The following is a 14,718-nucleotide window of genomic DNA, read 5'->3' as shown; positions in this document are numbered from 1 at the left end:
TGCGCGATACGGATAACGGCCCCATCCTGCTGCATGTGATGACCAAGAAGGGTCACGGCTATAACCCGGCGGAAAAAGCAGGGGATAAATATCACGCGGTCGCCAAGTTCAATGTCGTCACGGGTGAGCAGAAAAAGGGTCCCGCTGGCCCGCCGTCCTATACGTCCGTGTTCGCAAAGGAACTGGTGCGCCGGGCTGCTACGGATAACAAAATTACGGCGATCACCGCCGCCATGCCGTCCGGCACCGGGCTGGATGCTTTTGCCAAGAACTATCCCGACCGCTTTTTTGACGTCGGCATTGCCGAGCAGCATGCCGTGACCTTCGCTGCGGGCATGGCCACGGAAGGGCTGCGTCCGTTCTGCGCCATTTACTCCTCCTTCCTCCAGCGCGCCTATGATCAGGTGATGCATGACGTGGTGCTGCAAAAGCTGCCCGTCCGCTTCGCCATTGATCGCGCCGGTCTGGTAGGGGCGGATGGCGCGACGCATGCAGGCTCCTTTGACATCGCCTATCTGGGCTGCCTGCCGGGCATCAGCATCATGGCACCGTCTGACGAGGTCGAACTGCTGCACATGACAGCCACCGCCGCCGAGTTTGATGAAGGCCCGATTGCCCTGCGCTACCCGCGCGGTAACGGCCTTGGGCTGGATCTGCCCGCGGAAGGGCAGGTTCTGGAAATCGGTAAGGGCCGGATTGTCCGGGAAATGGGCCGTCAGGCCGGGGCGGAGAAGGGAGGCATTGCCATCCTCTCGCTCGGTCCGCGTCTGGCGGAAGCCCTGAAGGCGGCGGACATGCTGGCCGCCCAAGGGCTGGCCCCGACTGTAGCGGATGCCCGCTTCGCCAAGCCAATCGATACGGCTCTGGTGGAAAATCTGGCCCGCAACCATGCGGTGCTGATTACGCTAGAAGAAGGCTCTGTTGGCGGGTTTGGCGCGCAGGTTGGCCAGCATCTGGCCAATACCGGCCTGCTGGACCATGTGCGCTTCCGCCCGATGACCCTGCCTGACATCTTCATTGACCATAACACGCAGGAGGCTCAGTACGAGCAGGCCGGCCTCACCGCCCCCTTCATCGTCAAAACCGCTCTCAGCGCGCTGGGCATCGGAGACATGCTCTCAATGAACTTGCCAAACTGTGCTACGGGAACAAAATCATGAGCATGAAAACGATTTCTCTTCGCGCAGGGCTTGTGCTCGGTCTGGGCATGACACTGCTTCCCGCTGCGGGCGTTGCCCCGTTTGTTCCCGCTGCACAGGCGCAGTCGGCCCCGGCCACTGCGGAAAGCGCACCTGTGCAGGCACTCTATGCCGCACTTGATAAAGCCCAGCATTCCCACAGCAGCTTTGCGGAACGCAGCCAGATTGTCGGTGCCGGTGTTGATCAGGCCTATGATCTGGACGCCGTGCTGCATGCCTCCGTTGGCGTGCGCTATCAGTCCCTTGCTCCGGCGGACAAAGCCAAGCTGCTGGCTGCCTTCCGGGACTTCACCATTGCGCGGTATGTTTCCAGCTTCAAACCGGGGACTGACGCCCGATTCACCATGAAGCCGGGTCTTGAAAACTCTCCTGTTGGTGGTAACAAGATCGTGAATACCTTCATCGGAGCGGATGATAGCATGCCCGGCACCCCGCTGAGCTACATCATGCACAGCACACCCTCCGGCTGGAAAATTGTGGATGTGCTGCTGGGCGATTCCCGCATCAGTCAGGCTGCCGCCCAGCGTTCGGATTTCAGCTCCACGCTGGCCTCCGGTGGCGTTGCGGGCCTGATCAATGTTCTGGAACGCAAAGTCAAAACGTTCTCTAACGACTGAGCAGGATAAAGAGCGTGATGCGTAGCGGACATACAAACTGCCCGGTTATGGGCCGCATAGCGGCTGGTTTGTAATGTCCGCTTTTTCCATTCTGGCGCTGGCCAGCAGTGGTCTGGCAGCAGCGGGCTGCCTTCAGTCCATTGCCGGGGCAGGTTTGCTGACGCGCTTCCGGCGCAATGAACGCCGCCCTGTTCCTCTCAAAACCCTGCCCCCCGTAACCGTTCTCAAACCGCTTTATGGTGATGAGCCGTTACTGGAAGAAGCTCTGGAAAGCTTCTGCACGCAGGACTATCCTCAAATTCAGATTCTCTTTGGCGTGCGGGACCATGATGACCCCGCCATAGATATTGTTAAGCGCCTGCAAGCCCGCCACCCGCACCTTGATATGCAGTTGGTGGTGAATCCGGCCGTGCATGGGTTGAACCGCAAGATCAGCAATCTGATGAACATCCTGCCGTTTGCGCGGCATGATCTGCTTGTCATTTCCGATTCTGATATTCATGTCAGCCCCGATTATATGCGGCATATCGTCAGCGCCCTGCACAAACCCAATACCGGGCTGGTGACAACGCTTTACGCGGGCCTGCCTGCCCATAATACCGTTGTGCAGATGCTGGCGGCCTGCCAGATCAACCATAACTTCCTGCCCGGTGTTCTGCTCTCCCGTTATCTGGGGCGGCAGGATTGTCTGGGGGCAACCATGGCCCTGCGGCGGGATGTGCTGGAAGCTGTTGGCGGGCTTGAAGCTCTGCTACCCCATGTGGCGGATGATGCCCTGCTGGGGCGGTTGGTCCGCCAGTTGGGCAAAGATATTACCATTGCCGACTGCCTGACATGGACCACCATTGGCGAGCCCAGCTTTGCGGACCTGCTCTCCCACGAACTGCGGTGGGGCCGGACCGTGTGTACACTCGCCCCGGCCGGGTATGGCGCGTCCGCAATCCAGCTCCCGCTGTTCTGGGCAACGCTGGCGATTCTGTTCCAGCCCCACGCTCTGTGGCCGCTTGTGCTGTTTGCCTGCGTGTGGGGGCTCCGTATTCTGACCGGGCTGATTATCAACCGCGCCGTAGGGTCCCGCCTGCTCTGGCCGCTCCTGCTGCTGCCCGCGCGGGACTGGCTGTCCGCCGCCATTATGGTCGGCAGCGCCAGCGGCACACGGGTGGACTGGCGGGGGCAGACTATGCATGTTTCGCCGCACCCCGTAGGGCCTCCGCAAGCCAGTCAATTATCTCCGGAAGGCTGAGACGGGTTGTCTCACCTCTTCCGCAAGAGTAAATGCCTCCCCATATTCTTCTGATAAATTCAGATCACACGCCCTGTCAGGACACAGAACAATGATGAGAACCCTCTTTCTCCAGCCTCCGTCTTTTGATGGCTTCGATGGTGGAGCTGGTTCGCGCTATCAGGCCAAGCGCGAAATCAAGTCATTCTGGTACCCGACATGGCTGGCCCAGCCCGCCGCCATGGTGGAAGGCAGCCGCCTGATTGACGCTCCTCCGGCCCGCATGGGCATGGAGCCGATTCTTGAGGATGTGAAAAACCGTGATCTGGTGATCATTCACACTTCCACGCCGTCCTTCGCCAAGGATGTGCAGGTCGCCCAGATGCTGAAAGACGCCAACCCGAAGCTGAAAATCGGGATGGTGGGTGCGAAGGTTGCCGTGCAGCCGGAAGAAAGCCTGCTGAAGGGCGCTCCGGTTGATTTCGTGGCGCGTAACGAATTCGACTTCACCATCAAGGAAATCGCTGAAGGCCGCGACTGGAAAGATGTCGATGGGATTACATGGCGTAACGAGGCGGGCGAGATTATCGCCAACCGTGATCGCGCCATGATTGAAGACATGGACAGCCTGCCCTTCGTGACCGAAGTGTACAAGCGCGACTTGAAGATTGAAGATTACTTCATCGGCTACCTGATGCACCCGTACATTTCCATCTATACGGGCCGTGGCTGTAAATCCCGCTGCACCTTCTGCCTGTGGCCGCAGACTGTGGGGGGCCACCGCTACCGTACACGCAGCCCGCAGCATGTGGCGGCGGAAATCCGTCTGGCGCAGCAATATTTCCCGCAGGTTAAAGAGTTCTTCTTTGACGATGATACCTTCACTGATGACCTGCCGCGTGCGGAAGCCATTGCGCGGGAACTGGGCAAGCTGGGGGTCACATGGTCCTGCAACGCCAAAGCCAACGTACCGCTGGAAACCCTGAAAGTCCTGCGTGAAAACGGCCTGCGCCTGCTGCTGGTTGGCTACGAAAGCGGCAACCAGCAGATCCTGCACAACATCAAGAAGGGTATGCGCGTTGAAGTCGCGCGTGAGTTCACCAAGAACTGCCATGATCTTGGCATCAAGATTCACGGCACCTTCATTCTGGGTCTGCCGGGCGAAACGAAGGAAACCATTCAGGAAACCATCAAGTTCGCCAAGGAAATCAACCCGCATACGCTTCAGGTTTCTCTGGCTGCCCCGTATCCCGGCACAGCCCTGCACAAGCAGGCTACAGAAAACGGCTGGCTGGATGAAAGCAATGCGGAACTGATTGATGAAAACGGTGTGCAGATGGCACCGCTGCACTACCCGCATCTGTCCCACACGGAAATCTTCAACAGCGTGGAAGAATTCTACAAGAAGTTCTACTTCCGCGCGCCGAAGATTGCCTCCATCGTGAGCGAAATGGTCCGCTCCCCGCAGATGATGAAGCGCCGCCTGCGCGAAGGTGTGGAATTCTTCCACTTCCTGCGTGACCGTAACGCTGCCTGATTTCCTGCATAATGCCCCCGCCCGGTCTTGCTGGGCGGGGGCAGAGTTTTTCACAGTATGAAACGCGCCATCATTTCCGCCGATGATTTCGGCCTTTCGGTTGAAGTTAACGAGGCCATTGAGATTGCTCACCGTGATGGCCTACTGTCCACAGCCAGCCTGATGGTGGCGGGACCTGCGGCAGAGGATGCGATTGAACGCGCCAGACGCCTGCCAACATTAGGCGTTGGTCTGCATCTTGTGGTCATTGAGGGCGCATCTGTCCTGCCGCACAAGCGACTGCCGCTGGTCACTGGACCTGACGGCTGGTTTTCCTCCTCCCAGCTTGGGCTGGGGGTGGACTATTTCTTCCGCCCGGAAGGCCGCAAGGAACTGGCAGCGGAAATCACCGCACAGTTTGACGCCTTTGCCCGCACTGGCCTACGGCTGGACCACGCCAACGCCCATAAACACATGCACCTGCACCCCACCGTGGGCGGTATGATGATTGAGATTGGCCGCCGCTATGGGCTGCGCGCCGTGCGTGTTCCGCTTGAACCCCCAGAACCGCTCTACGCCGCCGGAACCTACACCGATACGCTGGGTGACGCCGCCCTTCGCCGCTGGACGCGCCTTTTGCGCCATCAGGCCCGTGCCGCTGGCATGGCGGCCAATGACTGGTGCTTTGGTCTGGCATGGAGTGGGCATATGACACCTGACCGCGTGGCGGCACTGGCAGCACATCTGCCAGACGGTGTTTCAGAAATCTATTTCCATCCCGCTACGCACAAGAATGCTTTGCTGCAAAAGCTGATGCCAACTTATGAGCATGAGGCTGAATTTGAAGCCCTGTGTTCCAGTGAATTCCGCACGGGTTTAGAGCATTCCCATACCGCACGCTGCGGCTGGCAGGACGTTCTTCCTGCTTAAAAACCATTCATTTTGTTATAGCAACTTGTTATAACATGGTATATTTATCACAACTTTAGCAATTTAACAGTCTTCTCTACTCAAGACACTGTCATGGCTTGTAGATCGCGTTGACCGCCCCCCTGCTTTCTGATTGTAATTCTGACTGACCAGTTAAATAACAATAAGAAACGGTCTCTTTATCATGTCAGAATGCCTCTTCCCGCATTCGTTCTGCCTGACAGCGCACTCTGCTGCCCTCCGGGAAGAACGGATTGAAGACCTGCTTCCTCATTCTACCCGCGCACCGGCCGGGTTGACTGCGGTATTTGCTAGCTGCCAGTTCTGGCGGCGGTATGGCACTGGAGCACGCCTCCGGGTGTTTACCGGACATGTGGCCACAAACAGGCCATAACCCGCCCCACACCTGTATGCCCGAATGGCCGCTGCCATTTGGACCATATCCCTCATAAAAATCAAAAAGACTGAATGCGGATATGATCTCTGTAACACCACGCTGCTCTGCGGCGCGCCGTGCTTCACTGCGTGCTCGCTTCTGTTTTGCGTCCGCTCTGGCGGCCGTTCTGGCACTCAAAATCGGCTCAGCCGGGGTGGCGTATGCTGCGCCGCCGCTGGCCGCGCAAACCCCCGTATCGCCCGTTTCGGATACCATCATCAGCCCAAGCAGCAAGGCGCGGGCCAACCCGGCCATGTCCGCCCGTCCGCTTGATGCCGAGACCATGGGGCCGGACCCGTCCGCCATTCGGCGGCCACCCAACACCCCCATCCCGCCAAGCGGCGTGCCGGTACTCCCCTCATCCGGCTTTGCGACCATGGACTTCACGCCGCTGATGCCGTCGGAAGACAAGAAATCCCACCATCAGATTGAGCTGGATTCGCTTTTACCGTCAGAAGGCCCGTCCGCCCTGCTCCCACCCCGGCTCGACGCGCTGCGCGATACGGACCTGAATGACCCGTACTACGTGCCCACGGCTGGTGCCGGGCACCTGCTCAAGCCCATTGACCCTATGCGGGAATGGCTGCGCAAGCGCGGCTTCACTTTCTCCTTCTCCTACAAGGGAGAAGCCATGGGGCTGATAAGCGGCGGCCTGAAAAAAGGCATGAGCTATGTGCATGAACTGACATTGCAGGGCATTTTTGACCTTCAGAAAATGGCCAATCTGAATGGCTGGTCCGTGCATATGCTGGTGATGGAACGCGCGGGCAAAGCCCTCCAGAACGGGCGCGTGGGCGAATATTATGTTGCGTTGCAGGAAGTTTATAGCCTGTCCGGCAACGTTGCAGCGCATCTGGTGGATTTCTACGCCGAAAAGAAAATGATGCAGAATAAGCTGGACCTTATTTTCGGCCGCATGTCGCTTACCCACGTTTATGCAACGTCTCCGCTACTCTGCTCCTTTATTGTGACCTGCTCAGCCCCTGTCGGCCTCAAGCAGAATCCGGCCATGAGCGTTTACCCAAAAGCCACATGGGGTGGGCGTCTACGCTTCCGGCCTACGCGTGATACGGCTGTGCAGGTGGGCGCCTATTCCGTCAGTGCGCTGACGGACAACCCCAGCGGCTGGTCATGGGGTGCTGAAAACACGACCGGGCTTTCTCTGCCCATCGAATTCACTTGGCAGCCCTTTCTCACGCGCAACCGTCTACCGGGCCACTACGTGCTGGGTTTTGCGCATGACACAACGCGCTACGCGGACAAAATCAGCTCGGTCTACCCCAAAAAGCGGGCCGACCTTCTGCCCGGTACCCGTTCCGCCCCGGCGGACATGATGTGGGTGGAAGCCGACCAGATGGTGTATCGTCTGGGTGGCCGTAACATGATGGCCGGTGGCTACCTGATGGCAGGGTACGTCCATACCACGCCGCACGTTGCGAACATTTCCGATCAGGCTTACGGCGGCTTTTCCATGGTCGGTATGATCCCCGGCCGCGTGACAGACCGGTTTGGTGTGCTTTACTCTTGGTATCATGTCAGCCAGCGGCGGCGGCTCAGTCAGCAGATGGCGCAGGATGCCGGCCTGCCGCTGGGGTCCAGCGTTCATGGGGTGCAGAACAATTCTCATATCATTGAGGCCTATTACGGCATTGATGCCTTCCCCGGCATTCTGATCCAGCCGGAGTTTCAGTACATGATCCACCCCGGCGAGACGCACCGCATCCCCAACGCCGTCATTGCGGGGCTGAAGCTAATCGCCAACCTCTAAGTTCTAACCAAGACCCTCGCCGGATGCTGACCTGCGGCAGGCAGCATCCGGCCGGAAATACGGTTTGTGCCGGGAATGCCGGGGCGGGACCCTAGGCATAGCAGCATCGCTCTGCTACTCAGCAGGACGAACGTTCATTTCTGCGATTATGGCATGACTGATACGCCTTCTTCCTCCTCGTCCGGTACCCGACTGTCTCCCAAAGCGGAAACGGCGCGTGCAGAGCGTGCGGCCCGTCAAGCGGCAGCCCTGCGGGCCAACCTGCGCAAACGCAAACAGCAGGCGCGCAGCAGAGAAGAGATGGAAGCCGAGGCCACCCTCAGCCAGCCGGACGCCTTTCCTTCACCTTCCGGGCCGGATGAACGCGCGGCCCGACAGACCTCATCCGCTCAGCACGACGCGGATTACGGAGATATGCCACCATGCCAGTGATGCCCGATACATGGATCCGCCGTATGGCGCAGGATCACGGCATGATCGAACCGTTTGTGGAATCCCAGAAACGGGAAGGCGTGATTTCCTACGGCCTGTCCTCCTACGGGTATGATGCCCGCGTGGCCGATGACTTCCGTATTTTTACGGATGTGAACAATGCCATTGTGGACCCCAAGAACTTCAGCCCCGATGGATTTGTGTCCCGCAAAGCGGATGAATGCATTATTCCGCCCAACAGCTTTGTGCTGGCTCACACCATTGAATATTTCCGCATCCCGCGGGATGTGCTGGTGGTCTGCCTTGGCAAATCCACCTATGCGCGGTGCGGCATTATTGTAAACGTGACACCGCTGGAACCGGAATGGGAGGGACAGGTCACCATCGAGATCAGCAACACCACCCCGCTGCCTGCCCGCATTTATGCCAATGAAGGCATCTGCCAGTTCCTGTTCTTTAAGGGGGAAACCCCGTGTGAGACCAGCTACGCAGACCGCGCTGGCAAATATATGGGCCAGCGTGGCGTTGCCACGCCGCGGATGTAAGCGCATGGACCGGTTTATTATTCGGGGCGGTCGCCCCCTGCATGGTGAGATCACCATTGGTGGCGCGAAAAACGCCGGGCTGAAACTGCTGGTTGCAGGGCTCCTCACTTCCGAGCGGCTGGTGCTGACCAACGTGCCGCATATTGCCGATATTGCCACCATGGAGTCCCTGTTGCGCCAGCACGGCCTGACGGTGGAAACCGTGGGGGGGGATAAGACAAAGCTGTCCGTTGGGGGTGAAATTACCAGCACGGAAGCGCCTTACGATATCGTCTCCAAAATGCGGGCCTCCATTCTGGTGCTCGGCCCGCTGCTGGCCCGCTGCCGGGAGGCGCGTGTCTCCCTACCCGGCGGTTGCGCCATTGGCACCCGCCCGGTTGACCTCCACCTGAAAGGGCTGGAAACGCTTGGGGCCAAAATCACGCTGGAAAACGGCTACATCAACGCCCGCGCACCCAACGGCCTGACAGGGGACCGAATTGTGCTGCCGTTTGCCTCCGTGGGGGCCACCGAAAACCTGATGATGGCCGCCACACTGGCGCATGGCCGCACGGAAATTGTCAACGCAGCGCGTGAGCCAGAAATGGTGGATCTGGCAGACTGCCTGAACGCCATGGGCGCGCGCATTACCGGCGCAGGCACCGGCCATATTATTATTGATGGCGTAGAAGCTCTGCACGGGGCTGAACATCGCATCATGTCCGACCGTATTGAATGCGGCACCTATGCCTGTGCCGCAGCCATTACCGGCGGTGACCTCCGCCTTATTGGCGGCAACGTGGACCATCTGGGCGCTGTGGTCCGAGCTTTTGAGGAAGCCGGCGTGGAAGTCACGCAGGAAGGTGACGTGATGCGCGTCCGGCGTACCGGCGCGCTGCGTGGCATTGATATTATGACGGAACCTTATCCGGGTTTCCCGACCGATATGCAGGCACAGTTCATGGCGCTGCTCTCTGTCGCCGAAGGCGCGTCCATGATTACGGAAACCATTTTTGAAAACCGTTTCATGCATGTGCCGGAACTTAATCGGATGGGTGCGCGCATTAACGTCCACGGCTCATCCGCCATTATTCGCGGTGTGCATAGCCTGTCTGGCGCCCCGGTTATGGCGACCGACCTGCGGGCCTCTTTCTCCCTGATTCTGGCAGGGCTCGCCGCCCATGGGGAAACCATCCTCAGCCGTGTCTATCATCTGGACCGGGGCTATGAAGCGGTAGAACGCAAGCTTGCCGCCTGTGGTGCCCAGATTGAGCGCGTAAAAGACTAGTTTTTTCGCGAGGCTATGCTCTGCGTGTCGCCTCGCGCCCGCTTTATGAAACCTCATCATAAGTCTGTTGAAAGGACTTACGATGCAGGATGATTACGTATCAGAGTGACGCGCCGTAAAAAAAGCCGGATCAGGTCCCCCTGATCCGGCTTTTTCTTGCCTCAGGCTGGATTTATTCCCACCAGACAGACAGGGACCGCACACCCTGCGCACCGCGGATCAGCACGCCCTGAATATCAGCCGTGGCGGACGGGCCAGTCATCAGCACACCGTAATGAGCAGTGTGAAATTCCGGCCGTTCGACATAGGCTGTATGCATATTGGCGGTCAGATTTTTCTCGGACAAAATCACCACAATATGCTGCGTCAGATGCGCGGCAGAGTTCAGGCTGTTCAGTTGGGCCTCGCTCAGAAAAATAGAGCCCATTTCTGAAATCCCGAACGGGCTGCGCACAACCAGAACATCCGTAGCGGCGGCCTGCTGGGGGGACGCCACATCCTCCAGACGGATGGTGCCTTCAAAATCTGGCACGGCGGAACAGATGATTTTGGCATCCGGGAAGCGACGCGCAATGGCTGATGCCAGCGTATCGCCTTCCTGTGGCAGCAAAATCTGCCCGCCCAGAAGTTGCAGGGCATCTTCAAAACGCGCTTTGCCAGCATCCATATCCCCCAGAACTGCAACGGGCGGCAGTTCATGAGCAGCGGGGTCGGGGCGGTTGGCGCGGAGTGTTGCCAGAATTGTATCGCGGGAACTCATCAGGCTTTCCCTCCCTTAGACTCTTCTTTGCCTTTAAGGCGGTTTTTCTTGTACCAGCTATGGAAGGTCTGCTTGACCGGATGCGGCAGTTCGCGATGCTTACCCCAAGGGTTCAGCCAGTTATACAGCACAAAGCGCGGCAGGGAACTCAGGGCAACTTCCGTCCCGTTAATGGCCGTCCGATACAGCGTGGGCTGGCCCATCAGCTTACCGGCCATATGCATGATTTCGCGTTTTACAAACGGCAGTTCATGATGCTCGGCCAGCACACGACGCCATTTATAAAGCTGTTCGTGAATATTGATTTTCACCGGGCAGACGTTCGTGCAGCTTCCATTCATGGTGGAAGCAAACGGCAGGGTGCTGTATTTCCGCTCGTTAAATGTCGGGTCGATAATCGCGCCAATCGGGCCAGAATAGACCGCCCCGTAGGACAGACCACCAGAGCGGCGATAAACCGGGCAGGTGTTCATGCATGCGCCACAACGGATGCATTTAAGCGATGTCCAGAACTCTTCCATACCCAGACGGGCAGAGCGGCCATTATCCACCAGCACGATATGCATCTCCCCGCCCTTCTGCGGGCCACGGAAATGCGTGGTGTACTGCGTAATGGGAGACCCCAGCGCGCTGCGAGAGAGCAGACGGACAAAAACACCCATATCCGCCATACGCGGCACAATGCGTTCAATCCCCAGCGTTGCAATGTGCAGGTTGGGGACAGTCGCACTCAGGTCCGCATTGCCTTCATTGGTGCAGACCACAAAGGTCCCTGTTTCCGCCACCAGAAAGTTGCCGCCCGTCATCCCGGCATCGGCTGTCAGAATAACCGGGCGGGCCGCCATACGCTGCGATTCCGCCAGAGACTGCGGGCTGTCATCATTCGGGTCGGTATTGTAGTTTTTGGCAAAAATCCTCGCCACATCGGGCACCAGCTTATGCACGGCTGGCACCACGATATGGCTAGGCATCTGGCCATCAAGCTGCTGGATACGCTCGCCCAGATCCGTTTCCGTCACGACAACGCCACGCGGCTCCAGATAGGCGCGCATGTCACATTCTTCCGTGACCATGGACTTGCTCTTGATGAGCGATTTCGCACCATGCTTTTCCAGAATTTCGCCCACAATGCGGTTATGTTCCGCACCATCCGCGGCCCAGTGCACATGGATGCCGTTCTTTTTCGCGTTGGCTTCAAACTGCTCCAGATATTCGGGCAGGTTGGCCAGCGTATGCTCTTTAATAGCGGACGCGCGGCTGCGTAGTTCCTGCCATTCCGGCAGGAGATGCATCTGCTGGTCACGCTTCTGGCGCATGTCCCACAGGCGTTCATCATGGAAGGTCAGATGCGGAGCATCTTCCAGAAACGCTTCCGCCGCCTTGGCGTGATTGACGGGTTTGACCTTCATGACCGCGCTCCGTTCAGAATTTCAGCAATATGAATAAAGCGGATGGGCACACCGCCGCGTTCCGCACACCCCTGCTGATGCATCATGCAGGACGTATCTGCCGAGACGATATACTCAGCCCCAGCCTGATGATGGTCCCGCACCTTATCCAGCCCCATGCGGGCAGAAACGGCCTCTTCCGTGACAGAGAACGTGCCGCCAAACCCGCAACATTCGTCCGGGCGTTTGGGAGTGGCGAAGGAAATGCCCTTAACCTTGGAGAGCAGATCCATCGGTTTGGAAAAGAACGGCTCGCCAAGTTCGGACATGCTGGCGGTGCGCAGCGCGCGCAGGGTGCCGCAGCTATTATGCAGGCCAACCTTGTGCGGGAACTCCGCCCACGGAAAGTCTTCCACTTTCAGAATATCGTGCAGGAATTCGACCAGCTCAAACGTGTTTTTGCGGACATGCTGCACCTCTGCCGTCTGCGGAATAGCGTCAAAATTATCCCGCACATGATGCGTGCAACTGCCGGAAGGCATGACAATGGCATCATATTTCGCAAAATTGCGCACAAAAAGGGCTTCCGCCGCAGCAGCATCCGAATTACAGCCGGAATTGGCCATGGGCTGACCGCAGCAGGTCTGGTCCAGCGGGTAGTCCACGTCCTGCCCCAGCTTTTCCAGCAGTTCCAGCGTGGCAATCCCCGCGTTCGGATAAAACGCATCAATATAACACGGTATAAAAAGACCTATTTTCATGCAAACCCCCGGCGGTAAAACAGGTTTTCAGCCTGTTGTAATCATGATCTCAACAAGAGAGGGACCATCGGAAGCCAGCGAAGCCTCAATGGCGGGTGCGATATCAGACGCGCGCGTCACCCGGCAGGATGGTACGCCCATGGATTTCGCCATGGCCTGATAATCAATACTCGGATTAACAATATCCATTGCCGGATATGTTCCCTCACGTGCGGAAAGGTAATCTTTCTGTTGTCTCATGAAATTTTTGAGAACGTTATATTCCTGATTGTTCATCACCACGAACGTGACAGGAAGCTTTTCATGCGCGGCAGTCCAGATGGCCTGTGGAGAGTACAGTGCGGCACCATCTCCTACCAGAGACACCACCCTGTCCCGCCCTAAGCCGAGCGACGCGCCAACGGCTGCAGGCATCCCCCAGCCAAGCGCGCCCCCGCGCAAAAAGGAATACTGGCCCGGCCATGTGCTTTCCAGAAACAGCCGAACATCAGAGGAGGTCGCAATAGCCTCATCCACAATCGCCACATCCGGGCCAATGGCCCGCACGGCCTCCCATGCTGCCACACGCGGCGGGATAGCGGCCTCATTCCGTCTGGCCTTGGCTTCCGCTACGGCTTCCGCCCGCTGGCTCCGGCGTACCGCTGCCACCTGTGCCGCCTGCGCAGCGTAGTCAGCCTGACGCGGCTGTGTCGCCTTACGGAGCAGCGGCAGGAGTGCCTGAAGAGAAGCCCGGATATCCCCGACCACAGAGAGCGGCGTGTTGAAGGTGCGGCCAAGGTCCCGCACATCGGACGACATCTGATACACGGCGCAACCCGCTGGCAGCGCGGGGCCTTCCGTGTAGAGAATGGTAATAAGGGACTTGCCGCCGAGTGCGAAAATGGCGTCATACGCACTCAGCCGCTCGGCAATAGCCGTGGCCTGCGTTGGCAGATTTCCGCACCAGAGCGGATGGGCCGTGGAAAACGGCACGCGGGACGGCCATGAAGACCCGTAAACCGGCGCACCCAGACACTCCGCAACGGCGGCTACTTCCGCCGCCGCATCGGATGCATAAACTTCATCCCCCGCAATCAATGCAACGCGGCCCGGCGCAAGGCTGGTCAAGGCTTTTGCCAGATCGTCCAGACCACCCGCCACCGCAGCCCGATTGATAACGGACGGGGTGCCTATATCCACCCCGCTCATTTCTTCCATCACATCCATGGGCAGAGAAAGAAAGACGGGACCCGCAGGGGCCGCCATGGAATCGTGAAAAGCGCGGCGCAACAACACGGGTAATTGATCCGCATGAGCCACTTCCTGCGCCCATTTCACAGCGGGGCGGGCAATCTGCACCAGATCCCCAAACAGGAGCGGGTCGGAAATGGTATGGCGGGAATCCTGCTGGCCAGCCGTGACAACAAGCGGTGTCTGAGAGACGCTGGCATTGAGCAGATTGCCCATACCATGCCCCAAGCCGCCCGCTGTATGCAGGTTCAAAAAGCCGGGTTTACGGGCCGCCTGCGCATAGCCGTCTGCCATGGCAACAACGCTGGCTTCCTGTAGGCCAAGAATATAGGCAACGTTGGGCACTTCCAGAAGGGCATCCATAAGCGGCAGTTCGGTTGTGCCCGGATTACCAAAAATATAGTCCACACCTTCGCTACGCAGAATTTCGAGCAGCACAGCCGCTCCACGCCGCATGCCATTCTGCCCGGCTGCATCAAGCGATGACATCTGCATTCCGATTATCCTTCTGTTCTGCCCAAAAAAGGCCGTGCGCCCGCACTCAGGCTGCTTCACCCTTTATGGCACCCCACCTGCCTGCTGATAACTGCCCATGCGCACAGAAGGGAACAGCGCGAATTTTATCAGCGGTTGGCCTTGCAGGGCCG

The 14,718-nt window shown here is 58.5% G+C and carries 14 protein-coding genes; 10 read left to right on the top strand and 4 right to left on the bottom strand.

Features of this window, described 5'->3' with window-relative positions:
- The 10 genes from AD949_RS03085 to murA form a co-directional block, all read left to right on the top strand.
- Positions 1 to 1,160: transketolase C-terminal domain-containing protein (locus AD949_RS03085; protein WP_282955669.1), on the top strand; the 1,160-nt coding region annotated here is incomplete at its 5' end.
- Positions 1,157 to 1,816: an ABC transporter substrate-binding protein gene (locus tag AD949_RS03080; RefSeq protein ID WP_244463473.1), complete on the top strand. Its 660-nt coding sequence runs from the start codon at positions 1,157 to 1,159 to the stop codon at positions 1,814 to 1,816. The genes AD949_RS03085 and AD949_RS03080, both read left to right, overlap by 4 nt.
- A gap of 73 nt (positions 1,817 to 1,889) precedes the next feature.
- The gene (gene hpnI, locus AD949_RS03075; RefSeq protein ID WP_048837030.1) at positions 1,890 to 3,059 is read left to right on the top strand and encodes a bacteriohopanetetrol glucosamine biosynthesis glycosyltransferase HpnI; all 1,170 of its coding nucleotides are present in this window, start codon (positions 1,890 to 1,892) and stop codon (positions 3,057 to 3,059) included.
- Between the two features lie 91 nt (positions 3,060 to 3,150).
- On the top strand, positions 3,151 to 4,575 hold the full coding sequence (gene hpnJ, locus AD949_RS03070; RefSeq protein ID WP_048837031.1) for a hopanoid biosynthesis associated radical SAM protein HpnJ: 1,425 nt from the start codon (positions 3,151 to 3,153) through the stop codon (positions 4,573 to 4,575).
- Between the two features lie 57 nt (positions 4,576 to 4,632).
- Positions 4,633 to 5,484 carry a hopanoid biosynthesis-associated protein HpnK gene (gene hpnK / locus AD949_RS03065; RefSeq protein WP_048837032.1) on the top strand — a complete coding sequence of 284 codons (852 nt, stop codon included), beginning with the start codon at positions 4,633 to 4,635 and terminating at the stop codon, positions 5,482 to 5,484.
- 184 nt (positions 5,485 to 5,668) lie between these two features.
- Positions 5,669 to 5,878, top strand: coding sequence for a hypothetical protein (locus AD949_RS03060; RefSeq protein WP_061504622.1), 210 nt, complete (start codon positions 5,669 to 5,671; stop codon positions 5,876 to 5,878).
- Between the two features lie 82 nt (positions 5,879 to 5,960).
- Entirely contained in the window at positions 5,961 to 7,688 is a 1,728-nt protein-coding gene (locus AD949_RS03055; protein ID WP_082064907.1) for a carbohydrate porin, read from the top strand.
- A gap of 153 nt (positions 7,689 to 7,841) precedes the next feature.
- Complete coding sequence (locus tag AD949_RS03050; protein ID WP_096430558.1) at positions 7,842 to 8,120, top strand: hypothetical protein; 279 nt, start codon at positions 7,842 to 7,844, stop codon at positions 8,118 to 8,120.
- Positions 8,111 to 8,665: a dCTP deaminase gene (gene dcd / locus AD949_RS03045; protein ID WP_025828186.1), complete on the top strand. Its 555-nt coding sequence runs from the start codon at positions 8,111 to 8,113 to the stop codon at positions 8,663 to 8,665. Before AD949_RS03050 ends, dcd begins: the two co-directional genes overlap by 10 nt.
- A 4-nt stretch (positions 8,666 to 8,669) precedes the next feature.
- The gene (gene murA, locus AD949_RS03040) at positions 8,670 to 9,932 is read left to right on the top strand and encodes a UDP-N-acetylglucosamine 1-carboxyvinyltransferase (RefSeq protein WP_048837033.1); all 1,263 of its coding nucleotides are present in this window, start codon (positions 8,670 to 8,672) and stop codon (positions 9,930 to 9,932) included.
- A gap of 172 nt (positions 9,933 to 10,104) precedes the next feature.
- Here the strand turns inward: murA and AD949_RS03035 are convergent, their stop codons facing one another.
- The 4 genes from AD949_RS03035 to AD949_RS03020 are packed head-to-tail and all read right to left on the bottom strand — an operon-like array spanning position 10,105 to position 14,566.
- Positions 10,105 to 10,692, bottom strand: a complete 588-nt coding sequence (locus AD949_RS03035) for a LutC/YkgG family protein (protein ID WP_048837034.1) — start codon at positions 10,690 to 10,692, stop codon at positions 10,105 to 10,107.
- Entirely contained in the window at positions 10,692 to 12,101 is a 1,410-nt protein-coding gene (locus AD949_RS03030; RefSeq protein ID WP_048837035.1) for a lactate utilization protein B, read from the bottom strand. Before AD949_RS03030 ends, AD949_RS03035 begins: the two co-directional genes overlap by 1 nt.
- Positions 12,098 to 12,841, bottom strand: coding sequence for a (Fe-S)-binding protein (locus AD949_RS03025; protein WP_048837036.1), 744 nt, complete (start codon positions 12,839 to 12,841; stop codon positions 12,098 to 12,100). Before AD949_RS03025 ends, AD949_RS03030 begins: the two co-directional genes overlap by 4 nt.
- Before the next feature lie 27 nt (positions 12,842 to 12,868).
- Positions 12,869 to 14,566, bottom strand: coding sequence for a thiamine pyrophosphate-binding protein (locus tag AD949_RS03020; protein ID WP_048837037.1), 1,698 nt, complete (start codon positions 14,564 to 14,566; stop codon positions 12,869 to 12,871).
- Between the last annotated feature and the right edge of the window lie 152 nt (positions 14,567 to 14,718).

It is taken from the genome of Acetobacter orleanensis (assembly GCF_001581005.1).
Lineage (GTDB): Bacteria > Pseudomonadota > Alphaproteobacteria > Acetobacterales > Acetobacteraceae > Acetobacter > Acetobacter orleanensis.
Note: the sequence above shows the minus strand (reverse complement) of the source record. Positions and strands in the feature narration are given on the sequence as shown.

Coding starts and splice junctions, on each gene's coding strand:
- AD949_RS03080 (WP_244463473.1), top strand. CDS start 1,157: ATGAGCATGAAAACGATTTCTCTTCGCGCAGGGCTTGTGCTCGGTCTG.
- hpnI (WP_048837030.1), top strand. CDS start 1,890: ATGTCCGCTTTTTCCATTCTGGCGCTGGCCAGCAGTGGTCTGGCAGCA.
- hpnJ (WP_048837031.1), top strand. CDS start 3,151: ATGATGAGAACCCTCTTTCTCCAGCCTCCGTCTTTTGATGGCTTCGAT.
- hpnK (WP_048837032.1), top strand. CDS start 4,633: ATGAAACGCGCCATCATTTCCGCCGATGATTTCGGCCTTTCGGTTGAA.
- AD949_RS03060 (WP_061504622.1), top strand. CDS start 5,669: ATGTCAGAATGCCTCTTCCCGCATTCGTTCTGCCTGACAGCGCACTCT.
- AD949_RS03055 (WP_082064907.1), top strand. CDS start 5,961: ATGATCTCTGTAACACCACGCTGCTCTGCGGCGCGCCGTGCTTCACTG.
- AD949_RS03050 (WP_096430558.1), top strand. CDS start 7,842: ATGACTGATACGCCTTCTTCCTCCTCGTCCGGTACCCGACTGTCTCCC.
- dcd (WP_025828186.1), top strand. CDS start 8,111: ATGCCAGTGATGCCCGATACATGGATCCGCCGTATGGCGCAGGATCAC.
- murA (WP_048837033.1), top strand. CDS start 8,670: ATGGACCGGTTTATTATTCGGGGCGGTCGCCCCCTGCATGGTGAGATC.
- AD949_RS03035 (WP_048837034.1), bottom strand. CDS start 10,692: ATGAGTTCCCGCGATACAATTCTGGCAACACTCCGCGCCAACCGCCCC.
- AD949_RS03030 (WP_048837035.1), bottom strand. CDS start 12,101: ATGAAGGTCAAACCCGTCAATCACGCCAAGGCGGCGGAAGCGTTTCTG.
- AD949_RS03025 (WP_048837036.1), bottom strand. CDS start 12,841: ATGAAAATAGGTCTTTTTATACCGTGTTATATTGATGCGTTTTATCCG.
- AD949_RS03020 (WP_048837037.1), bottom strand. CDS start 14,566: ATGCAGATGTCATCGCTTGATGCAGCCGGGCAGAATGGCATGCGGCGT.